This is a genomic window from Methanothermobacter sp. K4 (assembly GCF_022014235.1).
In the GTDB taxonomy this organism is placed as follows: Archaea; Methanobacteriota; Methanobacteria; order Methanobacteriales; family Methanothermobacteraceae; genus Methanothermobacter.
Genome location: NZ_JAKLTD010000001.1, coordinates 200188 through 227138, shown reverse-complemented (window position 1 = coordinate 227138; position 26951 = coordinate 200188). Strand labels below are relative to the sequence as shown.

The 26951-nt window shown below is 50.5% G+C and carries 23 protein-coding genes and 1 tRNA gene; 19 read left to right on the top strand and 5 right to left on the bottom strand.

The genetic code is table 11. From position 1 onward, the window contains the following. The first annotated feature begins 2 nt into the window (after window positions 1-2). The 3 genes from L5462_RS01210 to L5462_RS01200 all read left to right on the top strand — a co-directional run bounded on the left by L5462_RS01210 (window position 3) and on the right by L5462_RS01200 (window position 4146). The gene (locus L5462_RS01210) at window positions 3-2726 is read left to right on the top strand and encodes a cation-transporting P-type ATPase (protein ID WP_237779019.1); all 2724 of its coding nucleotides are present in this window, start codon (window positions 3-5) and stop codon (window positions 2724-2726) included. Between the two features lie 112 nt (window positions 2727-2838). Next, window positions 2839-3117, top strand: a complete 279-nt coding sequence (locus L5462_RS01205) for a hypothetical protein (RefSeq protein ID WP_237779018.1) — start codon at window positions 2839-2841, stop codon at window positions 3115-3117. 18 nt (window positions 3118-3135) lie between these two features. Beyond that, complete coding sequence (locus L5462_RS01200) at window positions 3136-4146, top strand: TrkA family potassium uptake protein (protein ID WP_237779017.1); 1011 nt, start codon at window positions 3136-3138, stop codon at window positions 4144-4146. 9 nt (window positions 4147-4155) lie between these two features. Here L5462_RS01200 and sfsA read toward each other — a convergent pair whose 3' ends face one another. After that, the gene (gene sfsA / locus L5462_RS01195) at window positions 4156-4854 is read right to left on the bottom strand and encodes a DNA/RNA nuclease SfsA (RefSeq protein WP_237779016.1); all 699 of its coding nucleotides are present in this window, start codon (window positions 4852-4854) and stop codon (window positions 4156-4158) included. A 180-nt stretch (window positions 4855-5034) separates the two neighbouring features. Between sfsA and cfbD the strand changes: the two genes are divergently transcribed. From cfbD to L5462_RS01150, 9 genes are all read left to right on the top strand, one after another. Beyond that, window positions 5035-6114, top strand: a complete 1080-nt coding sequence (gene cfbD, locus L5462_RS01190; RefSeq protein ID WP_237779015.1) for a Ni-sirohydrochlorin a,c-diamide reductive cyclase catalytic subunit — start codon at window positions 5035-5037, stop codon at window positions 6112-6114. Next, on the top strand, window positions 6115-7119 hold the full coding sequence (locus L5462_RS01185; protein ID WP_237779014.1) for a sugar phosphate nucleotidyltransferase: 1005 nt from the start codon (window positions 6115-6117) through the stop codon (window positions 7117-7119). Between the two features lie 4 nt (window positions 7120-7123). Further along, a complete protein-coding gene (gene hisH, locus L5462_RS01180; protein WP_237779013.1) occupies window positions 7124-7720 on the top strand; it encodes an imidazole glycerol phosphate synthase subunit HisH in 597 nt (198 codons plus the stop codon). A gap of 7 nt (window positions 7721-7727) precedes the next feature. After that, window positions 7728-9083: an AIR synthase-related protein gene (locus L5462_RS01175; protein WP_237779012.1), complete on the top strand. Its 1356-nt coding sequence runs from the start codon at window positions 7728-7730 to the stop codon at window positions 9081-9083. Window positions 9084-9094: 11 nt separating this feature from the next. Then, a complete protein-coding gene (locus L5462_RS01170; protein WP_237779011.1) occupies window positions 9095-9472 on the top strand; it encodes a hypothetical protein in 378 nt (125 codons plus the stop codon). A gap of 60 nt (window positions 9473-9532) precedes the next feature. Then, a tRNA-Arg gene (locus L5462_RS01165) sits at window positions 9533-9604 on the top strand. Window positions 9605-9772: 168 nt separating this feature from the next. Continuing rightward, complete coding sequence (ftsA, locus tag L5462_RS01160; protein WP_237779010.1) at window positions 9773-11122, top strand: coenzyme F390 synthetase; 1350 nt, start codon at window positions 9773-9775, stop codon at window positions 11120-11122. A 51-nt stretch (window positions 11123-11173) separates the two neighbouring features. Continuing rightward, window positions 11174-12421, top strand: a complete 1248-nt coding sequence (truD, locus tag L5462_RS01155) for a tRNA pseudouridine(13) synthase TruD (protein ID WP_237779009.1) — start codon at window positions 11174-11176, stop codon at window positions 12419-12421. A gap of 19 nt (window positions 12422-12440) precedes the next feature. Beyond that, window positions 12441-12845 (top strand): DUF126 domain-containing protein, encoded by a 405-nt coding sequence (locus L5462_RS01150; protein WP_237779485.1) that lies wholly within the window; start codon window positions 12441-12443, stop codon window positions 12843-12845. Window positions 12846-12929: 84 nt separating this feature from the next. On the opposite strand, the gene L5462_RS01145 is transcribed toward L5462_RS01150, so the two are convergent. Beyond that, on the bottom strand, window positions 12930-13280 hold the full coding sequence (locus L5462_RS01145) for a DUF5518 domain-containing protein (RefSeq protein ID WP_237779008.1): 351 nt from the start codon (window positions 13278-13280) through the stop codon (window positions 12930-12932). 102 nt (window positions 13281-13382) lie between these two features. On the opposite strand from L5462_RS01145, the gene L5462_RS01140 reads away from it, so the two are divergent. Beyond that, on the top strand, window positions 13383-13901 hold the full coding sequence (locus tag L5462_RS01140) for a hypothetical protein (RefSeq protein WP_237779007.1): 519 nt from the start codon (window positions 13383-13385) through the stop codon (window positions 13899-13901). Here the strand turns inward: L5462_RS01140 and L5462_RS09255 are convergent. Both L5462_RS09255 and L5462_RS09290 read right to left on the bottom strand, forming a co-directional pair. Next, a complete protein-coding gene (locus L5462_RS09255) occupies window positions 13890-14129 on the bottom strand; it encodes a hypothetical protein (protein ID WP_255772474.1) in 240 nt (79 codons plus the stop codon). The genes L5462_RS01140 and L5462_RS09255 overlap by 12 nt on opposite strands. A 10-nt stretch (window positions 14130-14139) precedes the next feature. Further along, complete coding sequence (locus L5462_RS09290) at window positions 14140-14472, bottom strand: hypothetical protein (RefSeq protein WP_370636995.1); 333 nt, start codon at window positions 14470-14472, stop codon at window positions 14140-14142. A gap of 67 nt (window positions 14473-14539) precedes the next feature. On the opposite strand from L5462_RS09290, the gene L5462_RS01125 reads away from it, so the two are divergent. Both L5462_RS01125 and L5462_RS01120 read left to right on the top strand, forming a co-directional pair. After that, window positions 14540-15748 carry an amidohydrolase family protein gene (locus L5462_RS01125; protein WP_237779006.1) on the top strand — a complete coding sequence of 403 codons (1209 nt, stop codon included), beginning with the start codon at window positions 14540-14542 and terminating at the stop codon, window positions 15746-15748. A 90-nt stretch (window positions 15749-15838) separates the two neighbouring features. After that, a complete protein-coding gene (locus L5462_RS01120) occupies window positions 15839-18202 on the top strand; it encodes a heavy metal translocating P-type ATPase (protein ID WP_237779005.1) in 2364 nt (787 codons plus the stop codon). A gap of 13 nt (window positions 18203-18215) precedes the next feature. On the opposite strand, the gene polC is transcribed toward L5462_RS01120, so the two are convergent. Continuing rightward, window positions 18216-21494 (bottom strand): DNA polymerase II large subunit, encoded by a 3279-nt coding sequence (gene polC, locus L5462_RS01115; RefSeq protein WP_237779004.1) that lies wholly within the window; start codon window positions 21492-21494, stop codon window positions 18216-18218. Between the two features lie 123 nt (window positions 21495-21617). Here polC and L5462_RS01110 point away from each other — a divergent pair, with 123 nt between their 5' ends. The 4 genes from L5462_RS01110 (at window position 21618) to nrdD (ending at window position 26647) form a co-directional block, all read left to right on the top strand. Beyond that, entirely contained in the window at window positions 21618-21776 is a 159-nt protein-coding gene (locus L5462_RS01110; RefSeq protein WP_013294958.1) for a preprotein translocase subunit Sec61beta, read from the top strand. Window positions 21777-21787: 11 nt separating this feature from the next. After that, entirely contained in the window at window positions 21788-23137 is a 1350-nt protein-coding gene (gene purB, locus L5462_RS01105) for an adenylosuccinate lyase (RefSeq protein ID WP_237779003.1), read from the top strand. A gap of 103 nt (window positions 23138-23240) precedes the next feature. After that, window positions 23241-24143 (top strand): hypothetical protein, encoded by a 903-nt coding sequence (locus L5462_RS01100; RefSeq protein WP_237779002.1) that lies wholly within the window; start codon window positions 23241-23243, stop codon window positions 24141-24143. 188 nt (window positions 24144-24331) lie between these two features. Continuing rightward, on the top strand, window positions 24332-26647 hold the full coding sequence (gene nrdD / locus L5462_RS01095; RefSeq protein ID WP_237779001.1) for an anaerobic ribonucleoside-triphosphate reductase: 2316 nt from the start codon (window positions 24332-24334) through the stop codon (window positions 26645-26647). The last annotated feature ends 304 nt before the right edge of the window (window positions 26648-26951 follow it).

Sequence of the window (26951 nt, the reverse complement as noted above, 5' to 3'; positions counted from 1 at the left end):
CAATGGATGATATACATGAGCTTCACGAGGAAGAGGTTTTCAGGAGGCTTGAGACTTCACCAGCGAGCCTTGACCCCCCTGAGGCTGAAAGGCGCCTTAAGAAATATGGCCCCAACCAACTCGAGGAATTCAGGGGTAAACCACACATACTTCTCTTTCTCTCCAACCTTTACAATGTCCTGGCGATCCTCCTCTGGATATCAGCGATATTATCACTCATCACAGGCAACAATCAGCTGGCGGTTGCAATCATACTTGTAATAATCATAAACGCGGTTTTCAGTTTCTGGCAGGAATACGAGGCAGAGAAGGCTGCAGAGGCCCTCCGGGATATTCTCCCGGTCATGGTTAAGGTTATGAGGGGTTCAGATGAAACTGTGATCCAGGCAGCTGAGGTGGTCCCCGGTGACCTGATCCTTCTGGAGGAGGGGGACACTGTCCCCGCAGATGCAAGGCTAGTTGAATCCAGCCAGCTCAAGATCGATGCATCCACGCTCACAGGGGAATCAAAGCCGGTCAGAAAGATATCACATCCAGTTAAAAAATTTGAAAATTATATAGATATCGATAACATCGTATTTGCAGGTACACAGGTGGTATCAGGGACAGGGAAGGCCATAGTATTCGCAACAGGGGGGGATACAGAATTCAGCAGGATAGCATCCCTCACACAGGAGGTAAGGGAGGAGCCAAGCCCCCTTCAGAGGCAGATATCCCGCGCTGCAGGTATCATAAGCATTCTAGCAGTTTCAATGGGCATAGTTCTTTTCGCAGTCAACCTCTACATCGTCAAACTCCCCCTTGAGACTGCAATGATCTTTGCAATAGGACTCATGGTTGCAAATGTACCTGAAGGTCTTCTACCAAGCGTAACCCTGGCGCTTGCAGCATCAGCAAGGAAGATGGCCCTGGAGAACGCCCTTGTGAAGAGGCTCTCCAGTGTAGAGACCCTGGGATCCACAACAATAATCTGCACAGATAAGACCGGGACCCTGACAAGGGGTGAGATGACAGTAAGGAAGATATGGATACCCTACAGGGTCGTGGAGGTCACAGGTTCAGGCTACAATCCAGAGGGTGAATTCCTCTGCAATGGAAAAACTGTAACCCACAGGGAGGTAAGGGAGATAAGGCTCCTGATGAGGGCCGCGTCATTCTGCAACGACGCAAAACTTGTAAGAGACGAAAGGGGCTGGCATGTGATTGGGGACACAACGGAGGGCGCGCTTCTCGTGGCTGCAGAGAAGATAGGCTTTGACCTTGAGGGGGAACTTGAGAGGATGCCCAGGATAATTGAGCTCCCCTTTGATTCAAAGAGAAAGTCAATGACATCCATCCATGAAAAATCAGGTAAAAGAGTGGCCTACGTCAAGGGTGCCCCCAAGAAGATAATAGATTTATCAGAGAGGATATCAGTGGATGGAATACCCAGACCACTGGATGATGATGAAAAAAGGAACATCATAGATATACATGACAGAATGGCTTCTGAGGGCCTCAGAGTACTTGCATTCGCTTACAGAGAACTTCCAGAGGACCTCGAGGATTACACGCCGGAGAACGTTGAAAGGGAACTGACACTGGTCGGAATGGCTGCAATGTATGACCCGCCCAGGGAGGGTGTGAAGGAGGCTGTGAGGCAGTGCAGAACTGCAGGTATAAGGATAATAATGATAACAGGGGATTATGGTCTCACCGCCGCAGCAATAGCAGCTGAACTTGGAATAATAGAGGGCGACAGCTACAGGGTGATAAAGGGAAAGGAACTGGATGAAATGGGAGACCCAGAACTTCTAAGGATACTCTCTGAGGAGGAGAACATAATATTTGCAAGGGCAGTCCCTGAACACAAGATGAGGATAGCCTCCGTTCTTGAGGATGCCGAGGAGATAGTTGCAATGACAGGCGATGGGGTGAATGATGCCCCGGCCCTCAGAAAGGCTGATATTGGCGTTGCAATGGGTAGCGACACCGACGTTGCAAAGGAGGCCGCTGACATAGTACTCGCAGATGACAACTTTGCAAGCATTGTAACTGCGGTGAGGGAGGGCAGGACGGTATATGAGAACATAAGGAAATTCATAACCTACATATTTTCACATGAAACCGCAGAGATAGTCCCATTCATCCTCATGGTGCTCTTCGGGATACCCCTCCCCATAACAATAATGCAGATACTTGCAATAGACCTTGGTACCGATACGCTGCCTGCCCTTGCCCTGGGAAGATCCCCACCTGAATCCGATGTGATGCAGAGGCCACCAAGACCGGTCAGGGAGAGACTACTTAACCTTGAGGTCCTCCTCAGGGGGTACCTCTTCACGGGATCCATTGAGGCATTCCTTGTGATGATGGCATACTTCCTTGTGCTCTCAGCTGGAGGATGGGTGCCAGGTCAGAGCCTCCCGGCGGATGACCCCCTATACATGAGGGCCACCACTGTGGTCTTTGCAGGTATAGTGATGGCCCAGATGGGCAATCTCCTCTCATCACAGACCACCCGCTCCTCAGCACTGAAGGTGGGGCTTCTGAGGAACAGGTGGATACCTGCGGGCATGATATTCGCCATCATCGTGATGCTGATGGTCATATATCTGCCCCCATTGCAGCCGGTTTTCGGAACACAGCCACTGAAACCGGTTGAATGGCTGATGATCATCCTTTTCGCGCCACTGGTTTTTCTTACAGATGAGGCGAGGAAGTCAATCCAGAGGAGGCTGAGATGATCAGATATTTTTCTCAGAGATGAGACCGGAAACTTAATCCTGAGCTGACCAGACTATTTCAGAAATTTTTTAATAATGCAAATTAGAAATGTATCCCAGAGGAGGTGCCTGAATGAGATGGATTGCACTTATGCTTTTGATGGTATTTCTTGCCGGCGCCCTTGAAGCATGCGCTGCACAGGACTTAGATTCCGTGAAACCCACAATCAAGGGTAAGGGAGGATTCAGTGGATTTAAGGGTTCATCAAAGAAGCTCAAAACCGATCTTGACGATGATGATGACGATGAGGGGGGCTCTGGCGGCTGGTGGCTTCTTGCAGCTATTGTGATTGTCCTGATTGTTGCCGTGGTCCTGGCATACATATTCTTCACAAGGCGCGGATCCCCATAACCGGGCAGGGTAATGGAAATGGTGCTCATAATTGAGATAATAAGGAAACACCTCCCCCGGGTTATGAGGGTCCCTGCTGCACGGATATTCCTCCTTGCAGTGGTGGTCATCGCCTACGGAACTCTCGGATTCCACTTCATTGAAGGTGAATCATGGACGGTATCATTCTACTGGACCTTCGTGACCATAGGGACCGTGGGCTACGGGGACTACAGTCCCTCAACACCACTGGGGATGTACTTCACCGTGACCCTCATAGTCCTGGGTATAGGGACATTTGCCATTGCAGTTGAAACACTGCTTGAACTCCTGATAAAGAGACAGCAGATGAGGCTTATGGGGCTGATAGACGTGGTTAAATCAAAACATGTGGTTATATGTGGCTGGAGTGAGAGCACACTCGAGTGCCTGAGGGAGCTGGGCGGAAGCGAGGTCTTTGTGCTCGCTGAGGATGAGGGTGTCAGGAAGACGGTCCTCAAGAATGGTGCCAACTTTGTACATGGAGACCCAACAAGGATATCTGACCTTGAAAAGGCCAATGTAAGGGGTGCAAGGGCGGTTATAGTGGACATGGGGTCTGATTCAGAGACCATACACTGCATACTGGGGATAAGGAAAATCGACTCCAATGTGAGGATAATAGCCGAGGCCGAACGCTATGAGAACATCGAGCAGATCAGGATGGCCGGGGCCGACCAGGTCATCTCGCCATTTGTTATATCTGGTAGGCTTATGTCAAAAAGCATTGATGATGGCTATGAGGCCATGTTTGTACAGGACGTCCTTGCAGAGGGATCCACAAGGAGGATGGTTGAAGTCCCGGTGCCCCCAAAAAGTCCCATTGAGGGCATTTCAGTCCTTGATGCAGACATCCATGAGAGGACAGGTGTGATAGTAATTGGTGTGGGACGGGGCGACGAACTCATAATAGACCCACCCAGGGATTACGTATTCCAGAAAGGCGATATAATTCTGGGGATAGGGAAAACCCATGAGATAGATCGCCTGATTGAATACATAGGCTCATGATCACAGGACTTATGGCCATATAAGGGGGATCCGCCTTACGGGCTCAACAAGCACAGAACAGTCAAGAACAGTGCGGAAGGAATATGCTATCACATTCACACCTTTATCATGGGCTTCTTTAAGCGCATATGAGAATTCAGGGTCCATTTCAATATTTGGAGAGAAAAAACGTGCATTCTCACCAAAAACCAGGAAAAGAACGCTGCTATTATAGCCCATGGAGAGTGCAGATGCAAGCTCCTCAACATGCCGCCTTCCCCTCAGTGTGGGGGCATCAGGGAAGAGTGCCACCTCACCATTTACAAGGGTACAGCCCTTAACCTCAACAAGCATTTCTTCAGACTCTGATGCCAGAAGAAAGTCAATTCTGCTTCTCCCGAATCTGTACTCCCTTTTCTTCACCGCGAAACCATGAAATTCTTCAATAAGGCCTGATTTTATAAGGCTGGCGGCGATGTCACTGTGGAAACCGGAATTCACAAGGACCCATTCATCCCCCCTTCTGAGTGCTATGACATCAAATTCGGTTTTCCTTTCCTTTCCAGCGGCTTTCCTAATTAGGACCTCATTTCCAGGTATAAGGAGCTCCTTGAGCCTACCAGGATCCTTAAGGTGGGCCAGCTTCCTTTCACCACCAACATCAACAGCCATGGTGAACCTGTTGGGTCTTTCAAGGTATATTCCCATCAGAGGGTTATCTATGATCATGGTAACCATCCTTATATACTAATTTGACTTAAATGAATATCAATCAGTCCATGGATATGAACTATGAGGGAACCTGAGCTGATGGATATCAATCAGTCCATATGAACTGTGGGGTGAGAGAACCCGCTGTGGTGATGGATATCAATCAGTCCATGGATATGAACTATGAGGTGAGAGAACTTGCATCCAAGACCCAGCCCAATAGCAGCATCACTCTACACACTCAGAGACCTAGATGCTGACGTTATAATTCTCCACGGCCCCCATGGGTGCTGCTTCAGGACAGGAAGGCTCCTTGAAACCGATGGGGTGAGGGTGCTGACCACTGCAATGTCAGAGCAGGACTTCATATTCGGGGCCTCGGATAAACTGGCAGAGACACTCAGAAAGGCCTATGAGATGTTTTCACCTGAACTTGTGGGTGTTGTTGGAACCTGCGCCAGCATGATAATAGGCGAGGACCTCAGGGAGGCGGTCCAGAGGGCAGGTATACCTGCACAGGTTCTAACGGTTGAATCCCATGGAGGATTCGGTGAGGGTGACAACACCGAGGGGGCCATAATAGTCCTTGAAGCGGCTGCAGAGCAGGGAATAATACCCATGGAGGAGGCCGAGAGGCAGATAGAGATGCTCAAACTTGCAACTGAGATTGAGAAGACAAGGGGAATGGCACAGGGTGAGTACATACGCCCCTCCTATGGTGATGACAAGGATGAGGTGGCATTAAGGGTCCTTGAGGCAATAAAAAATGGTGAAAGAGTTGCATTTGTACTTAACGCCAAGAAGGAGACATCATACCTATTTTCAGATCCCCTGACACTCCCGTTTAACTCAGTAAACCCTGATAACCCTCCTCTTATAATCGCAAATCTCGACAGAAACACAGGTCTTCCAAGGATACGCAGACATGCAGAGAACATACTAGTGAAAATAGAGGAGGCAGGCAACCGTGTTGATTACATAACAGGGGGTCTCGACGAATACCCTGTAACAGGTAAAAGGGCAGCGGAGATACTGGAGGATGAGAAAATAGAATTTGCAGTCGTATCAGGTGTCCCCCATGCCCTGCCTGTTGAGGAGCTGGAACTTGAATCCGTCGCCGTTACAGACGGGCCGAGACTTGTTGAACCACTCAGAAAGTTAGGATACACCCATGTGGTGGCTGAACTGGATGCACATGCAAGGACCCTGGGACAGAGCACCACCGTTGCATCAGACTTTGGAGATGCCCTGAGGAGAAACATTGAGAAGGTGATTTAATTGGCCGAAACCGTTGGAATGATACTCTGCGGTGGATTTGGAAAGAGACTGAGACCTTTAACAGAAAAAATACCCAAACCACTCATAGAAATAAAAGAGGGCTATACTATCCTGGATAAACAGCTATTCGACCTCAAAAATGCAGGTATAAGGAAAACATACCTCCTTACGGGATTCCTTGGGGATAAAATAGAGGAGAGATATGGTGATGAGTACAAGGGCCTCAGACTGGAATATGTAAGGGAGGAGAAACCCCTGGGAACACTCAACGCAATAAGGCTGGGCATGGAGGCCATCGATGGAGATAAACAGTGCATAATACGTAACGGGGATGTGGTGGCAGACCTGAACATAAAGAAGATGATACACCTGGGGGAGATGTCAGATTACCCCCTCACAATCTTCATAACCAAGATGCAGTCACCCTACGGTATAGTGGAACTCAGCGGGGACAAGATAATCAGCTTCAGGGAGAAACCACTCCTTGACTATTACATAAATGCAGGTGTGTACTTCTCCAGGGGGCAGCTGGACTTCGGGGACTTCGAGTCAGGTGATATTGAGAAAACACTCTTCCCGCTCATGGCAAGTGAAAACAAACTCGGCTACTACAGGGAGGACGGACTCTTCTGGATGGCAATAGACACATCCAAGGAGCTGGAGGAGATACGCAAGGAGTACCGTAACAGGGAGGACAAGCCCTGGGGCTATGAGAAGGTCCTAATAGACACAGAGAAGTACCTCACAAAGGAGCTATTCATAAGGGAGGGCTACAGGACCTCCTTCCACTACCATGAGAAGAAGGATGAGACCATGTACATAATATCAGGCTCAGGGTACATTGAATTCGAGGACAGGAAGGAGTACTTCAGCAAGAACGACACCATCAGAATTGAGCCCGGTGAGAGACACTCAATCGTGGCAATGGAGAATACTATACTCCATGAGGTATCAACGCCACACCTCAATGACACCGTCAGGGTGAAGGACTACTATACCAGGTGATCCATTGATAGCCATCATAGATTATGGGAGCGGGAACCTCCGTAGCATCTCAAACGCCTTCAGAAAGATAGGTGCCGATGTTCAGGTAACATCCAGCCCGGAATCCCTAAATGACTCAGATGCCCTTGTGCTTCCAGGGGTCGGGGCCTTTGGAAGTGCAATGAATAAACTTGAGAATTTAAGGGACACAATAATCAGGAACATAGAGGAGGGCAAACCCTTCCTGGGCATATGCCTGGGACTCCAGGTTCTCCTATCCGAGAGCCAGGAATCACCTGGCGTCAGGGGACTTGATGTCATACCAGGTAGGGTGGTGAGGATACCCCCCGGAAACAAGGTCCCCCATATGGGCTGGAACCAGCTGGTCCCCAGGAGGGACTCCCCACTCCTTGATGGCGTGGAGGATGAGTACTTCTACTTTGTCCACTCATACCATGCAGAACCGGCAGAGGACGTTGTGGCGGCAACAACCGAGTATGGTATTGAGATGACAGCGGCCATTGAGGCAGGTAACGTATATGCAACCCAGTTCCACCCTGAAAAGAGCGGTGAGGTGGGACTGGATATCCTGAGAAACTTCAGGAAAATAATCAGGCGGTGAGTTTTCAATGGATATAGAGGGATTTGTAAGGCGCAACATAGACCAAATGGACGAGGAATCCCTGAGAAGCATCCTGGCAGAGAGGATACGGGAATTCAAGGATATCGACATCGAGAGGTCCCTGAGGATGGCCGATGCGGTGGTATATGAGGTGAGAAATACACTGGGGACGGATGTTCTGGACGATGGCTTGAGGGAGATAATATCATATCCCGCTGCAGGTGTTGGCATGGGCGAGATGGGCGTGGGATCCCGGGGAGAGGGAGACTTCTTTGTCCACAGGAAAATCGCGGAGATCGTATCAAGCACAGAAACCGGGGCATTCATAAATCCTGAGGCCCAGGATGATGGTGGTGTTGTAAGGACAGACACCGCTAATGGGGAGGTCTACATAACAACTGCCGTTGACGGCATCCACTCGAGGCTCAGCGAGTACCCCTTCCTGGGGGGGTTCCATGTTACAAGGGCAGCCCTGAGGGATGTCTGCGTCATGGGCTCCAGTCCAGTTGCACTCATAAGCGACCTCCACCTTGCAGATGATGGGGATGTTGGCAAACTCTTTGACTTCACAGCGGGTGTCGCGGCGGTTTCTGAACTGGTTGATGTACCCGTGGTTGCAGGGAGCACATTGAGGGTTGGTGGTGACATGGTCCTCGGTGACAGACTCGTGAGTGCGGTGGGTGCCATTGGGGTTTCAGGGACACCCCCAACAGCAAGGAAGAGGGCCGAGCCAGGGGACGTTATACTCCTTACAGAGGGCTCAGGTGGGGGTACCATTACAACAGCCGCCATATACCATGGACTCTTTGATGTTGTATGGGAGACCCTTGATGTGAACTTCATAAGGGCATCCGGGGCCATAATGGAGGCAGGGCTCCTTGAAGTGATCCATGCAATGACCGACGTCACAAATGGCGGGCTCAGAGGCGATGCCCATGAGATATCATCAACCACCGGGGTGGGCCTTGAATTCGATGCCGAGGCTGTGAGGTCAATGGTAAACCCAAGGGTACTTGAAATGCTTGAGGACCTTGAAATTGACCCCCTCGGCGTATCCATTGATTCACTAATGATAATAGCGCCTGAGGATGCCGCCCATGATGTAATGAGGGCAGTTGAAGGTGCAGGTGTCCCCATAGCTGAGGTGGGGAGGGTCACTGACTCAGGTGTTCCCCTCCTCATAAGGGATGGTGAGATGGAGGAGCTCAGACCCCTCTTCCGTGAGGCCGCCTACACACAGATAAAGAAGATGGTTGGTGATGAAACACCCCATGACTTTGAGGAGATGAAGAGGAAGGTTGAGGAGGCAGCAAGGAGAGCCATAGAGAAAAAGGACATGGTTGTTAAACTCATAGGGAAGTGAATGGTGTCCATATGGATGATGGGGGCTACATATCAAGCCTGGATGCGGTCCTTGGACTTGCGGTGGTCTTCATACTTACAGCATCAGTTATCAACACCCACATGGCTCCTGTGGCTGACACCATGGGAGCTTCAGATGTCCTCGATACGATGGCATCCTACCCTGCAGATAAACCATTACTCGAGGAACTTGCAGAGTCCCCTAATTCCACACTGGCATCAGGATTCCTCAACATGACCCTTGAGGGGATGAACTACAACCTGACCATGGATAACGGTTCAGGAGAGGTTACAGTTGCCTCCCGCGGTTCAATGGGTGATGCGGAAAACATAGATACCGCTGTGGCCTGCCGGGGCACTGTGATCTTCAGGCTTTATGTGTGGAGGTGACTGCTGGCATGGAAAAATATTAATAGGTGATCACCACAACCTCATTATTGACCTAATTTTGCCCTGATAGTGTAGCGGATATCACGTAGGACTGCGGATCCTATTACCCGGGTTCAAGTCCCGGTCAGGGCATTTATTTTCAGTTTTAAAGGGATTTATGGGCCTTCAAATTTTCTCATCATAAATTCTGATGGCCGCTGACACTTTGACTGCGGTATGACTTCCCAATGATTCATCATCATGCACCCCATTAAAACTTTATCCCATGCACTCCAATCTATAACTGGAGGTGTGGTTGTCATGGGGAACTACTTCAACCCTGAAATAGAGACCATGGAACGGGAGGACCTGGACGCCCTCATAGAGGAGAGGATAAGATATACCGTGAACTATGCCTATGAGAACTCCCCATTCTACAATAAATGGTTCAGGAAAAACAGTATCAGACCCTCAGATATAAGGAGCCATGAGGACCTAAGGGAGCTCCCGATAATAACCGGTGAAACCGTTAGGGAAAACCAGCCCCCTGAAAGGGATGACTTCGAATTCAGATGCGCCCCATGGGAGGACATATACACCATACATGAGACCAGCGGTACCAGTGGAAGGCCGAAATCCTTCTTCCTAACATGGGGGGACTGGCAGAGGTACGCGGAGAAGTACGCAAGGTCATTCGTATCCCAGGGATTTGAGAGGGGTGACAGGGTTGTGGTCTGCGCCTCCTATGGCATGAATGTGGGTGCAAATACCATGACCCTGGCAGCACAGAAGATAGGGATGACCATAATCCCCGAGGGTAAATGCACCTTTCCTGTGAGGATAATGGAGAGCTACCGTCCCACAGGTATAGTTGCAAGCATATTCAAGCTATTGAGGCTCGCGAGGCGCATGAAGGAACAGGGACTTGACCCCAGGGATTCAAGTATAAGGAGACTGGTTGCAGGCGGTGAAAGCTTCGCACCCGAATCAAGGGATTATGTGGAGGAAATATGGGGCGTGGAAGTCTACAATACCTATGGAAGCACCGAGGGGACCATGTGCGGAGAATGCCATATCAAGGAGGGTCTGCATGTCCCTGAGGACCTGGTGCACCTGGACGTTTATGATCCAACAATGAGGGACTTCGTTGAGGATGGTGAGTGCGGCAGAATAGTCCTCACAACGCTCCTGCCTGTCGGTGAGAAAACAGGAACCCTCCTCCTCAACTATGACACCGAGGACACCACAGTTGTAATCTCAAGGGAGAAGTGCAAATGTGGAAGGACCCATATGAGGATAATGAACCCTGAAAGGGAGGCTGAGACCTTCTGGGTGGCAGGACACCCCTTCAACAGGGTCGACGTTGAGGCCGCGGTGTTCCAGAGGGAGAACATGGATTATCTAACAGGTGAATACGAGGCCTTCCTCTATGGAGACGAGGATGAGGGGCCAATAACAATGAGGGTGTCGCTGGAGTGTGAGGACCCTGAAAACTGTGCCACGGATATAATAAGGGAGAACTTTATAAGGGCATTCTTCAAATATAAGAGAGACCTCTATGAGGCATATACAGAGGGCATTTTTGAGATACTGTTCAACTTCACAGGACCCGGGGAGCTTGAATTCTACAGGGTCAAGGGAAGACCAAAACGCATAGTTGATAGAAGATAAAGCCGTATACCTAGAGGTTAACAGTTCAGTCTCCAGCTTTGAGGTACAATCATGCTTAATGCAGAAACCTACATCACATCAACAGAGGGAATCGGCGGAAGGATCAGGGTACATAACAGGGACTTCCAGGTTGAGGAATTACCACTAATCAAGCCAAGCGGAAGCGGACCCAACACATGGATATGGCTGGAGAAGGAGGGTAGAACAACCCTGGACGTCCTCCTGGACATCGCAAGGGAACTGCACCTGGACCGGAGGAGAATGGGATTCGCAGGGATGAAGGACAGGAACGCAGTCACCAGGCAGTGGATATGCGTCAGCAATACAGACCCTGAAGATGTTAAGGCAATAGAGGACCGGATCAGGAATGTCAGGTTTCTGAAGGTCACATCCAATGAAAAAAAGCTCAGGATGGGCCAGTTAAGGGGTAACAGATTTAAGATTCTCATAAGGGACCCTGAAGCTGATGAGCCCCTTGAAAAGACCAGGGAGGCCCTGGATGAGCTCCGGGAGAAGGGTGTTCCAAACTATTATGGATGGCAGCGATTCGGAAGCCCCAGGGCAATCACACACCTCGTTGGCAGGGCACTGGTGCATGGTGATGTGAAGGGGGCAGTGGACACCTACATTGGAAACCCAATTGAGGGGGAATCCGAGCTAGTATCAGAGGCAAGGCGGGCATATGATATGGGGGACCTTGAGGGTGCATATGAACTCATGCCTGCCTCACTGAGGTATGAGAGGATGATGCTCAGGGTCCTCATCAGGGACCTCAGAAAGGGAGAACTCTCCCAAAGGTCCTATATAACCGCGGTACACGCACTCCCGAAGCCCCTCAAGAGGATGTTCGTCCATGCATATCAGTCCTACCTTTTCAACCGGGCGGTCAGTGAGAGGGTGGCTCTTGGCATAAACAGCTACGTGGAGGGTGACATCATCATAGACAATGAGCAGCACATAATCCATGACCCGGATCCAGGGGAGGTTGAGGAGATGATCCTCAATTTTGAGGCACACCCAACAGCGCCACTCTACGGTAGTAAGGTGCCACTGGCAGATGGAAAGCCCGGGGAGATTGAGAGGAGGATACTCCAGGAGGAGGGTGTTTCACTCGCGGACTTCAACTCCATAGAGGTTCCTAAGCTTGGGAGTCATGGTATGAGGAGGGCCATAAGGTTCAGAATATGGGATGTTTCGGCCAGCAGCGGCCCTGAAGGAATCACAGTTGAATTTTCAATACCGAAGGGATGCTATGCAACCTCTGTTTTAAGGGAGATAATGAAGAAGGACGTTGTCTGAACTGTTAGATCTTATGGAGATGGTTACTTTGGAGATCAGCTGCAGAATCATTTCAAGGGGAAGGGGAAAGGGTCCCGTGATAATTTCAGATAAGCCTCTGAGTTTCCTTGGAGGTGTTGACCCCCAGACCGGTACCGTTATTGACCCCAGGCACCCACTGCATGGGAGAAAGATGAGCGGAAAGGTCCTTGTGATACCCGGCGGTAAGGGTTCAACGGTTGGATCCTATGTCATATTCCAGATGTCAAAGAACGGCACCGCACCAGCGGCCATAATATGTTCAAATGCAGAGCCAATAATTGCAACTGGAGCCATAATGGCAGGCATACCCATGGTTGACAGGCCAGATGCGGATCTCTCCGACATCCTAAAGGATTCAGTGGAGGTTGAGGTGGACGCGGTGGAGGGAAAAATCAGGATCTAGTTTTTCCACAATAACAGCCTTAAGAACAGCTGTAAATCAGGGCAATGAGAAAATCAGGGTCTGGGCGCCCCATCCACCAGGGGGTCATGATTCAGTGGCGGATCTCAGGACGCTACCTGCAGCCCCACCGAGTATCCCGAGACTCACATCACCAGCAAGGGCATAGAGGAGTATTGAGAGGATGGCTGCATTCATTGATCCAGTTTTAAGGTAAACAATCAGGATGTTTATCAACCCCACACCAGCCCCCATTATGGCCCCATTGAGGGCACCACCGGGATATTCACCATCTGCAATGTAACCACATGCCACTGCCGCCACGATTATTGATAGTATACCTGTGAATGATGGAATCACGAATCTGAATACGGGTCCAAGGACTGCTGTGAGTATTATACCTGCAGCAACTGCCTTACAGCTGAATCTCAATTCCATTGCTGATCACCCAGAGATAATAAATTTGCAGCCATATATAATCTTTGGCATGAGAGGATGATACAGATCCTCTCTGCTATTCAATGACCTGGAGGCCATTAAATGGGCAGGAAATACTTCTCGATTTTCCTTGTGGTGTGGACAGCAGTATTTATAGTTGCAGGTTCAGTGCCTCATCTCAGATTTAAACTCATAGCGGGTCTTCTGATATTCCTCTTCATTTCAGGATTTGCTCAGAGGTCCCCTAAAAAAGAGGCACTGTATCTTGCAGCGGTACTCTACCCTCCAGCTGAGCTTGCACTGAAGTCTTCAGTGACCCTCATTGACCCTGTGGCAGTTAACATGGCTGAACACTTCATTGCAGGGTCCCTGGCTGTCCTTGCAGCATCCACGGTTTTTGATGATACACTTGAGAGGCTGGATGGGTGGGATGAACTTGCATTCATGGTGTCAGCAGCGGTTCTCTTCTGTCTCCTATATGAGATTACAGGCTATGCGGTCTACTATGAGCCATCCGCCATCCTCTACTCTGATACCATGAGGGATCTTTCCATGAACATTGCAGGGGCAGTGATGGCAGCATCCATCATTACATGGTATGGTATCAGGTCAGGGGACTGATGGTGGCACAGGCGGCTCTGAACTGTTGTTTACGGGAGGAGCACCACCCCCCTCGGTTTCCCCGGTATCGGTATTATTCCGAACCTCACCGGTATCCTGTGCAGAGTTCAGGTTGCTCCTCTGGAAGTATGACCTGTAGATTACAAGCGCCAGGATCGCAACCACTATTATGGCCCCAAATAGAAGTATGTATTCTGATGATGACTGTCCTGCCTCATCTTCAATCAATATAATACACCTATATTGTTGGGTTGGGTTCAACAGGTGGAACCACAGGCGGTTTTATGGGTTTACCTGGTGGTTTTATGGGTTCTGGTTCGGGAACAGGACCAGGGGATGTTGAATTATTTGCACTCCCATTAGCGGCATCCGAGCCATTGATGTTGCTTCTCACATTCTGGATGTCCTGTGCAGAGTTCAGGTTGCTCCTCTGGAAGTATGACCTGTAAATCAGTATCGCCGCAATTGAAATAACGATCACACCCCCAAAGAGGAGGATGTACTCGGCTGCGCCCTGCCCTTCTTCATCGCCAACTAATGATGCAAGACCCATAACATCACCCACTGTCATATAATTATAGGTTACAATCAAAATATATAATTTTCTTGAGGTTCATATTATTCTAACAGGTGTTTCAATGAGGTTCGCGGTAAAGGGGGAACTTGTAGACCTTGAATCAGGAGATCATGAGAGAAGATACATTCTGATAGATAAAGGAAAAATAAAGTCTGTTGAGAGGCACATAAAGGGTATTGATGTGGTTGACGCCTCAGACAGATTCATTCTACCAGGCTTCATAGACCTCCATGTGCATATCATGGAGGATGGATTCAGGGTGGAGAGCAAACTTGAAGATCCCCTCTCACTCTACTTCTACAGGGCACTTGAAAACATGAGTAAAACACTCCATGCGGGTGTTACAACGGTAAGGGATGCGGGGCTGGCTGATATGGGTGTCAGAATGGCCTCTGAAACCCACATGATCCAGTCACCCCGCATGCAGATAAGTGTCACACCCCTATCAGTGACCGGAGGACACTTTGACTTCCACACCCGCTCGGGACTGAACATTGAGAGAATATACCCTGGTCTGCCATCAGGTATCTGTGATGGCATCCCTGAGGTGCGCAGGAAGACCCGGGAGGTCCTTAGGGCAGGTGCAGATGTTGTGAAGGTCATGGCAACTGGGGGTGTTATGAGCAGCACGGATTCCCCATTGGATACACAGTTCACGGTTAAAGAACTTGCTGCAGTGGTGGAGGAGGCATCATTCAGAGGTAAAAGGGTTATGGTCCATGCACATGGACTCCAGGGCATAAAAAACTCCCTTAGGGCGGGGGTGCATTCTGTTGAACATGGTACATACATCGATGGAGTAACAGCAGCTGAAATGTCTGAAAGAGGTGTCTACCTTGTACCAACCTTCCTTGTAACCCGCCTTAACTGCAGAAAGGCCATGCGCGGTGAACTCCCTGAATACAGCAGAAAGGACGCCATTGAAGTAGCCAGGGTGCACAGGGACAACATGGAAACAGCCTATGAAAAGGGGGTGAGGATAGTCATGGGAACCGATTCAGGGGTTATTGAACATGGCAGGAATCTCATGGAACTCTCTTATCTTACAGAAATAGGTATGGAGCCTCTGGAAGCATTGAGGGCTGGAACTGTGCATGCAGCAGAGTGCATGGGCTGGGAAGACCGTATAGGGACTCTGGATAAGGGTAAGATAGCAGATATTGTTATAACCGATGCCGATCCGGTTGAGGAGATTGAAAAACTTTCAGACTCTGAAAATATTCAGTGGGTTATACGGGATGGTGTGATCTACAGGTCCCCGTGCGACTGATGTTTGCGCGTGTTAAGGGGGTGCCTGGCCACCTCGAGGCCCGTGTCACCCACAGGCAACTGATATTCGCTTACTTTGTGGGTGTAGTGGATGAAGAGGATAACGATAAGGATAGGTGGAATGGGGTGCGCAGCATGCGCCCTCAAGATAGAGGAGTCACTTAAGAAGCTTGAAGGAGTATCTGATGCTGCGGTTAACCTTGTTGAGGGCAGGGTCTCTGTTGAGTATGATCCTGAAACTGTGGGGCTCCAATCAATGGAGGCCGCCATAGAGGAAGCAGGTTACAGTGTAATCAATGAACACCTGGCTGTTCTCATAGGGGGTATGAGCTGTGCGATGTGTGCACAGAGGATAGAATCGGCCCTGAAGGAGCTTGAGGGTGTGAGCGATGCAACAGTCAACCTTGCAGCCGGAAAGGCATACATAGCCTACAACCCATCCCTCACATCAGCAGAGGATTTCAGGAGGATCATTGAGGATCTAGGCTATGAATTCATGGGAACCGAGGGTGATGAGGAGATCCAGGAGGATCAGGGTCCAAAGTTGAAAAGGATAGCTGTGGGGTTTGGTGTTTCACTGCCGCTCATGGCAATGATGTACCTTGGTATACATCTGCCGGTAAATGAGGGCCTCTTCATGCTCCTGGTCTCTGCGGTCCCATTTGCATATGTATCCGGACCGATATTTCGCGGTGCACTGCGGGCCCTGAGATCAGGAACACTTGACATGGATGTTATGTACTCCATGGGTATAGGGGTGGCTTTCCTTTCAAGTTTACTTGGCACCGCGGGGGTTCTCCCATCGAGTTTCATGTTCTATGAGACAGCCCTGATGCTGGCATCCTTTCTGACACTTGGAAGGTACCTTGAGTCAAGAGCAAAGGGAAAGACATCAGGGGCGATAAGGAGGCTCATGGAACTCCAGCCTGACACCGCCACCATTCTCAGGGATGGAGAGGAGGTTGAGGTCAGGTCTGATGAACTGGTTGAAGGTGACGAGGTTGTTCTGAGGCCAGGTGACAGGATACCTGCCGACGGCAGGGTTCTGGATGGCGAATCATATGTCGATGAATCCATGATCACGGGGGAACCGCTCCCGATACTTAAAAACAGGGGATCGGAGGTTATCGCAGGGACCATAAACACCGATGGGGTGCTGAGATTCAGGGTTGAAAGAACAGGTGATGAGACATTCCTTTCAAGGATTATCGGGCTTGTTGATGAGGCCCAGGCATCAAAGCCACCGGTTCAGAGGATCGCCGACAGGGCGGTGTCCTATTTCATACCATCAGTCCTCATGGTTGCACTGGCAGCATTTCTATTCTGGTACCTTGTTGAGGGGGCCGGTCTTCTAATATCGGTCACAGTACTGATCTCGGTACTCGTTGTGGCCTGTCCCTGTGCCCTTGGACTTGCAACACCAACTGCGGTGACTGTTGGCATAGGAAGGGGTGCCGAGCTTGGGATACTCATAAAGAAGGGCGAGGCACTTGAGGTTGCAGGTAGAATATCCTGCGTACTATTTGATAAGACCGGCACACTTACAGAGGGGAAACCTGAAGTTACAGACATCTTTGGGGACGTGCTGGAGTATGCAGCCGCCCTTGAGGCCAGATCGAGGCACCCCATCGCAGTTGCGGTCACAGAGAGGGCCATGAGGGAGGGCCTGAAGATACCTGACGTTGAAGAGTTCAGGGCCATCCCAGGAAAGGGTCTTGAGGGTAAAATCAATTCCCACCAGGTAATTGCAGGTAACAGGGCCCTAATGGGTGAATACGGTGTTGAGATCCCGGGGGATGCTGAGAAATTAGAATCAGAGGGGAAGACAGTCGTCATGGTTGCAGTTGATGGAGAGTTTAGGGGGGCTATGGCGGTCTCTGACAGGATAAAACCCGGCGCAGCAGCCGCTGTAGGGGAACTTGAGAGGATGGGAATCAGAACAGCAATGATAACGGGGGATAACAGGAGGACGGCTGAGAAGGTGGCACGGGAGGTGGGAATCAGCACCGTCATCGCCGAGGTCCTGCCTGAGGATAAGGCATCAAGGGTATCTGAGCTCAGATCACGTGGTTTGGGAGTTGCCTTTGTGGGTGATGGTATAAATGATGCCCCCGCCCTCTCAGAGGCAGATCTTGGGATTGCACTGGGAGGAGGAACTGATGTTGCAAAGGAGGCCGGTGAGGTGGTCCTTGTTGGCGATGACCCACTTGATACCGCAGCCGCCCTTCAACTTGCAGATAAGGTCATCTCAAGGATAAAGCAGAACCTCTTCTGGGCCTTCGCCTACAACGTGATACTTATCCCTGTGGCTGCCGGTGCCCTTTACCCGCTGGGCGTGGTTTTCAGGCCAGAGTACGCCGGCCTTGCAATGGCCCTGAGCTCAGTCACTGTGGTTTCACTGTCACTCTCACTCAGGGGATACACTCCACCTGCAAGAAGGTTAAGAGAGAAGTAGGGGGAATTATGGGTTAGAGGAATACATCCAGGGAGCTCTGCCTTGACCTGTCACTCTCAAAGAGGGAGTTCACACCGTACTCCAGTATCTCTATCCTCTGCATGAGGTAGGGGTCTATGGGGTACCTTGATGCGAGGTTCTTTGATATCTCAAGGTACTTTATAACCGAGCCCTTTGAGACGGTGAGCACAAGGTTACCGCCGCACCGGCACTCCCCGCTGAGTGGTATGCGGCGGTACTTGCGGTTACACTTGGTGCACCTCACCTTCTGCCTTGAGAATGCCCTGATGTTACCCATCATATCGGGGAGGAAGTGGGACATGAGGACACCCTCAACAACAGCCCTCTGGTCCACGGCCCTTATCTTCTCTGCGAGGCTTATCTGGGATTCCACCTTCTCCTTCATGGTGGGGAGTAGCTTGTAGAGGCACACCTTGGGACCTGCATGTATGCTGGAGGTGTTATGGGAGAACATGAGTCCACTGTACTGTTCAGGCTTTCCGAGGCGCTTTTCAACGTTATCTATAACATCAAGCACATCTGTTGGTTTCGCATGTTCGAAACTTCTCTCATAGACCTCAAGGGGTATCATCTGCATGGTGTCTATGTTGTGGGATTCATCATCGATCTCCTCGGGGTCTATCCTTGTTGAGAGAACAAGGGGGGCATCCATGCTGCCCCCACGGGTGCTCGGGAGGTAGGACTTTGAGAAGTTTAGGAGGGCGTCCAGGAGGAGCATGACCGAGTCCTCGTCGCTGTCACAGTTCCTCCTCTTGGCTGAATGGAAGTAGGGGTGGGCGTAGCATGCAGAGGCCTCTGTAAATCCTATGATCCTTCCAAGAACAGCGGCAGATGTATGGGGTGCGAGACCAGCTATGAGGTGCCCCACAAGGTCATCCCTTGTTTTAACGTTGTAGAACCTTTCAAGGCCATAGAACCTTTCAAGGAGATCATCAACAAAACCCGCAACCCTTACAAGGTAATCGGCGCAGTTCTCTGATATGACCACGTCCTGGACCTTGAGTTCAAGTATCTGGTCGTCCCTCTCAAGTTCCTCCCCGTAGCAGTCGTGGGTGTATCCGAGCTCGCGCAGTTTACTGACAGGGACACCAACCTCCCTGGGGGTGAAGTGTGTCAGGGGAAGATCGGTGGAGTCATGGCGGATTGTCGCATCCTTGAATGTGTATACGTCATTCTTGGCCCTCAGTATACCCTTCTCAAGGGGTTCAGGGAATTTATCAGAGGATATCATACCCTCAACACCCTTTATCTCATCCATCTTACGGACGGATACATTTTCACCGGCCCTTTTAAGGAGGGATGCAAGGTTGATCTTCCTCTTCCCGGGTTCACCTATCACTGTCCTCGAACCACAGCTGGGGCATATGGACTGCATTGAACTGACCCTGCATGATGGACAGGTGGCCCTTCCCACCTCAACCACAATGGAGCCCCTCTTTGCTGCATCGGGTATGTTACGCCGGCTTCCACCATACTTTCCTATGGGGAAGAGTACATGGGGCGCGGGCCTCATCTTGCGCTCCTTGGTTTTCTCTGGCCGGCCAACACGTGTACCTATGTAGGTGGGGGCCTTCTTCATTATCCTGACACCTGAAACCCTGTTAATGGCCTCCAGAGTGTCATCTGAATCTTCAAGGGGCCCCTTGAGGGTGTTGAGGAGTGCGAAGGCGTCATCGTATCCAATGATAACCCCTGACTTCTCCTGCCTGTGGGGAACGCCAAGGATCTCCAGTATTCGCTTCTCGGGTTTAAGGTCCAGGAACAGTTCATCCTCTAATCTGCCGGTGTTCAACCATTCCCTGAGCCTGTTGAGTTCATCGACAGTCACGTCATGGTAGAAGTAGGTGTAGCGGGGATGGAGGGGCACACCGTACTCCTCTGAAATCCTGAAGGCCTCCTCAGCCCCCACCCTGAGATCATTCCAGCTGTACCTGTGGTGGGCGAGGTTCAGGGGGTCGCTCTCAGGGTAATCCTCTGATGAGAGCAGGGTCTGGATCCACCATTCCTCACACCAGCCTGCGGGCATGAGGACGTGGTTGTTTCTGAGGAACTCCCCGAAGGCAACCAGCATGTCCCCCAGGAATAGTATCTCCTCAACATCGGATCTCACCCGCCTGGCGGTTTCAACATCCTCAACCCTGATGACGTCACCGTTCCTGAGTTTAACTATGGGGCCCTCTATTGTGTCCACAGGGACAACGCAGTTTCCCTTACCTGGCCTTTCAATTTTCATCTGGGTCCCCACAGCCAGGAACTCCAGCAGCTCCATGGTGGCGGGGTGAACTCCCATGGCCGCAAGCCCCGTGTTCCGTGATCTCCCATACCTTAACCTGAATGCCCCCTTCCTTGAGGGGTAAGCCAGAACGGGCCTGCCGCCGATTATATCCTCCACGTATTTGCTGTCGGCCTTCACAACAACCTTATCCTCACCCCCATCCTTCTTGGGAGCCTTTGAGAATTTCTCAAGCCAGTCCCAACCCTCCAGTTTCAGCTGCCTGGCGTATTTGAGGACCTTTGGGGCCTTCTGTATCACCCCCTCAACCATGGCGAGGAGGGCCCCGCCGCGTATGTTGTTCGTCTCAACCCTCTCAAGGTCCCTGTGGGATACCTCCACCTTGTCTGTTGGCTCCCCTGTAACCTCCACAGGTATTTTGCTGGCTGCAAGGCGCACCTCATCTGGTTTGGGGCTGTACTGGAGGTTTGTAACCTCTGATTCGTATAGTTCAACCTCCTCCACGTATCTCTCTATCTCCCTATCGATGGGTTTGTATCTGTCAAGGTCTATGGCGAGGCGTATGTAATCGGCTATAAGGACTGAAAGGGCTGCTGCGGTACCCCCGGCACTCCTTATGGGCCCCGCAAAGTAGACTGCGAGGTACCTTGAACGGTCGAAGTTCTCCTTTATCCTGACCTTCGCTATACCCTCAAGGGGGGCTGCCACCACACCCTCTGTCAGTATTGCAAGGGCGGTCCTGAGGGCCTGGTCTGCAAGTCCCTCCCTTTCAGAGGGGTCATCATCAGGGACTGGCTGGGATGCTATCTCTGCCGCTATCTGGAACGCAACCTCTTCTCGTCCCCTGTCACTTTCAAGTTCCTTTATCCTCTCGGCTATACCTTCAGGGCCCACAAGTCCCTCAACACGTTCAGCAAGGTCCTTTGCCAGGAGTATCTCAGGTTTGGTGCTAACGTCAAGGCCCTTAGCCCTTGCCTTTCCTGCAATTTCATAGAGGCGTTCAGTCTCCCTTTCAAGCTCATTGAAGTAATCAATCATGGTCAATCACGCATCCAGCAGGGTGCAGTTCCTCCCTATTATCAGGTGATAAACTTAAACTTATATTATATGGTACCGTCAGAGATATAATAGATTATCTATCAGTACTCATGGTGATTTTTCATGGCAAAGAAGGATAAAAAGACACTTCCACCAAGTGGAGCAGGTCTTGTAAGGTACTTTGAAGAGGAAACGAAGGGACCGAAACTCACACCTGAACAGGTCGTTGTGATGAGCATAATACTGGCGGTATTCTGCCTTGTGCTCAGGTTCTCTGGTTGAGGAGTGTTAAAATGGCCATTCATCCTGTTGAGTTCAGGTACGGAACCCCTGAAATGAAGGCTATCTGGGAGGCCGAAAACAAGCTCCAGCGGATGCTCGATGTGGAGGCCGCCCTTGCAAGGGCAGAGGGTGAACTGGGGATCATACCAGAGGAGGCCGCAGCCGAGATCGCAAGGAAGGCCAGCACAGCTTTCGTTACCCCTGAAAGGGTTAACGAAATCGAAAGGGAGACAAAACACGACATAGCATCCATTGTGAGGGCCCTGGCAGAGCAGTGCGAGGGGGATGCAGGTGAATACGTGCACTTCGGTGCAACATCCAATGACATTGTTGACACCTCCAACTCCCTCCTCCTCAGGGAATCCATAGGGGTTCTGAGGGATAAACTGGTTGAGGTTTTAAGGGTCCTCCTGAAACTGGCAGATGAGAACAGGGACCTTGTGTGCATGGGGAGAACCCACGGCCAGCATGCCCTCCCAACAACCTATGGCATGAAATTCGCCCTGTGGGCAGATGAGATACACAGACAGATTGAGAGACTTGACGCCTGCAGGGAAAGGCTCTGCGTGGGCATGATGACCGGTGCCGTGGGTACAACAGCCGCCCTGGGCGAGGATGGCCTTGAGGTCCATGAGAGGGTATCTGAGATCCTTGGACTTGAACCGGTCCTCATATCCAACCAGGTTGTCCAGAGGGACAACCATGCAGAGTTCATAATGGTCCTTGCAAACATAGCCACCACCCTCGATAAGATAGCCCTCGAGATAAGGAACCTCCAGAGGACGGAGATAATGGAGCTGGGTGAAAAATTCGACCCTGAGAAGCAGGTCGGAAGCAGCACAATGCCTCATAAGATGAACCCCATAACAGCTGAGAGGATCTGCGGTATAGCAAGGGTTATAAGGTCCTACGTTGTGGCTGCACTCGAGAACAACCCCCTCTGGCATGAAAGGGACCTCACAAATTCATCATCTGAGAGGATAATCCTCCCTGAGGCCTGCATACTAACCGATTACATACTTAAACTGACACTTGACGTGCTCAACAACCTGGTGTTCTACCCTGAAAACATAAAAAGGAACCTTGAGCTCACAGGCGGCCTTATAATGGCCGAGAGGCTCATGGCGGAGCTCACAAGGAGGGGTATGGGTAGGCAGACCGCATACGCAGCTGTACGCCAGTGCGCCATCGAGGCAAACAGGAAGGGAATGAACCTCAAGGACGTGGTCCTTGAAAGAGAGGATATCATGGAGCACCTTACAGAGGATGACCTTGAGGAGATAATGAACCCTGAAACCTACACCGGTTCAGCCTCACGGATAGTCCAGAGGGTCCTTGAGGAGTCAGAAAACTGGCTCTGAACCATTCAAGGATTATAGGGGAATGATGGTGTTTAATACACTGAAATAAAGTTTTCATAAGTTTTATATGTTCAATAACCACATAAATATGGCCGGTGATAATATGCAGCCAAAGGAAATAAAATCTGTAAGGGTTGTCCCCTACACCATTATGAACTCATCGATAGGGGCAGTATGGGCATTCCTATTTGCCCTCCTGATCCTGATATTTGCCGGTGCAATAGGGTCAGCACTTCCAGCTGAAATGAAAGTATTGAAGGGCTTGATCACTGGAATATCAGTTGTTGGACTGGTGGTTCTCCCTGTCGGAGCGTTCCTGCTTGGCATAGTCGAATCATTCCTGAGGGCATTCATTTACAACGGCCTCACACCCCGCCTTGGCGGTATAAGGCTAAGTTTCATTGACATGGAGCAGATAGAATCATTTGACATCGTGAACACCGCTCTCATACTCTCAGCCGTCAGCGCCATCATCACATTCATATACCAGCTCCTCGTATCCCCCCTTCAGTGGGTATTCTTCAACGCAATCGTCAGCATTGCAAGGACGGTTGAACCATCAGCAGCATCAAGCATGGCGGCGGTCGGCTCTGCAACGGCACTTGGTACAGTGGTCAACATCGTCATAACACCCATAATGACCTTCATAGCGGCGTTCATAGGAACAGCCATTGTACTGCTCCTCTACAACTTCCTCTCAGGGAAGATCACAGCGATAAAACTGAAACTCACAGAGGCCGGTGAGGGCTTCATGAGTATAGACAGGATCGAGGCCATACCACTTGGACTCATCACAGGGTCAATTTCTGCAGTTATAGGCCTCATCATAGGGATCATAACATTCATAGTTTCAGCCATCGGCGGAGACTACATCACAGGGCTAATTTTACTGGTGATTGTAACCATCGGGGCATTCCTGTATGCATTCATAGTCTATGCACTTTCAGCGCTGTTCTACAATGTCCTGGCACCCAGGATAGGGGCCGTGCAGATAAGAATGGAGTAGAAACAACCCTACCTTTTTCTTTTATGCGAACAGTTTCAAAATTTAAAGGCTTTAATACTGTAATTGAGTACTTTAGAGTATCTGATGCCCGTAAAGACCATTTTTTAGCTCATTGACACTTTTTTATATGATGAGAAACATAATACTAAACATCCTGATTACTTTAAAAGGAGCTATATGGTGATCCTGTGATTGATGATTCACGTCTTCTGGCTGCCATACCAACAAAGGCAGAAACATGTGTCCTGAAAAATAATGGCATAAGGGAAAAATTCAGCCATGAAAAACTTGTAAAATCCCTCCTGAACCTGGGGGCCAGCCTATGGACCTCCGAGAATGTGGCCTCAGAGGTTGCAAGGTCAGTCTACAATGGAATAACCACAAAGGAGATAAAGATCCTGGTTTATGATGCCCTCAAGAAGGTTGATGAGGAACTGGCAGACAGGTACCTTGCAGCCAACAGGATGAGGGTGAGAACATCAAGGGACAGGATAGAGACATTTGACCAGAAAAAGATTGAGGACAACCTTGTAAGGGAGGCCGGGGCTTCTGAGGAAGTTGCAAGGGAAATCGCATCTGACGTCTGGAGGGAACTCAAGAAACTGAACGTCGAGTACCTCACAGCTCCAATGATAAGAGAGGTCGTGAACACCAAACTCATAGAACACGGCCTTGAAACCCTCCGAAGAAGGTACACACGTCTCGGTATCCCCGTCTACAACATAACAAACCTCATAGAAAACGGTTCCAGGGACAACGCCAACATGATCCACAACCCCGAAACAGTGCACAAGTACGTGGCTGATGAGGCCCTCAAGCAGTACGCGCTCCTCCACATACTCCCTTCGAGGCTTGCAGACGCCCACATGTCAGGGGACATCCACATACATGACCTCGAATTCTTCGCTGCAAGGCCCCTCAACTGTCTCCAGCATGACCTCAGGCTCTTCATAAGGCACGGGCTCCGGGTTGACGGTACAGGTGACCATACATCTGTGGCAGGACCACCAAAGCACCTGGAAACACTCATGAACCATGCAGGGGAGATAATGCTGGCATCACAGCAGAACATGTCAGGTGGCCAGGCAATGAGCCTCTGGAACGTCTTCGTGGCACCCTTCGCCTCTGGCCTTCCCTATGAAAAGATCAAACAGGCGGTCCAGATGTTCATATTCAACCTCAACATGGCCTACGCTGCAAGGGGCAGCCAGGTGCCATTCACAAGCATAAACCTTGAGTTTGGGGTCCCCGAGTTCCTTGAGGAGGAACCAGCCTACGGACCCAGGGGTGAGCACGTGGGTGTGTACGGTGACTTCGCAGAGGAGGCCAGGCTACTGACAAGGGCGTTCACAGAGGTCCTCCTTGAGGGGGACGCAGACGGCAAACCCCACCTCTTCCCCAACACCATCTACACCATAAGGCGTGAGACACTGAAGGGTGAGTTCCATGAGGAACTTGGACTGGTCCATGAACTGGCATCCAAGTACGGGACAGCCTACTTCATAAACATGCTGGCAGATTACCGGGGTGAGATGGCCAACTACATGGGCTGCAGGACAAGCCTCGCAGATAACTGGACAGGTAACTGGGAGGAGGACTGCCTCAGGACAGGTAACCTTGCCTACATAACCCTGAACCTTCCAAGGGTGGCATACCAGTCCAGGGATGACGATGAACTCTTTGAGTACCTTGATGAGTACATTGACATGGCGGTTGAGGTCCTGAGGATAAGGAGAGAACAGGCCCTGCACTGCCTGGATGACTACCACCTTCTACCATTCCTCTCCCAGGAGATAGATGGTGAGCGCTACTACAGGATAGAGAATGCCACAATGAGCTTTGGATTCACAGGACTCAATGAGATGCTGGAGTACCACCTGGGCTCAGGTATAGAGGACCCTGAATCAAACAGGTTCGGCCTCAGGGTTGTGGAGCACATAAATGAGCGCGCAGCTGAACTCAAGAAGGAGACAGGCTGGAGGTGGAGCGTGCTCCAGACACCTGCAGAGTCCACTGCCCACAGGTTCGCGATGCTCGACCATGAGCACTACCCTGAGGAGGCTGTGCTCCAGGGTACCAGTGGTGCTTACTATTACACCAATTCAAGCCACACGCCCGTGAATGCAGAGGTGGATATTGTACAGAAGATAAAGATCGAGGAGAAGTACCACCCCCTCACACCAGGCGGCCATATATTCAACGCCTGGCTCGGCGAGGCAAAACCCGACCCCGCTGCCCTTGAGGGCCTCACACGGAAAATCTGCAGGGGTAGTGACATAGGATTCTGGGCCTACAGCAACGCCCTGAGCTTCTGTCTCAGGTGCAAGACCCTCATGAGGGGGCTTCAGGATTCCTGCGCCCGATGCGGTGAAAGGGATGATGTTGAATGGTATGACCGGATCACAGGTTACGTGCAGCAGGTTGGAAGGGCCAAGTCCTCAAGTGGTGGCTGGAACAGGGGTAAACAGCAGGAACTTCTGGATAGAAGGAGAATAAACATCTGAACCTAACTGGGTCAGTTCTCTATCCAGAATTGTATTTCTCTGATTGTATTTTCTTTTAATTAATTTCTTGCAACGTTTAAAGGGTTTTTTTTAATCAATCACCTAAGTCTACCTATGCTTGTATTGGAGTCTTCCAGTGTTCTGGCATCGGCTTCGATAAAAGTAGGATCTTCCCTTCCGGGTATTTGATGCAGCAGAAATAGAAGCCATAATTGCTATAAGGTGGCGGTTTTAAGGGTAGAAAAAGGTTAAGGGTAGAAAAAGGTTAAGGGTAGAAAAAGGTTAAGGGTAGAAAAAGGTTAAG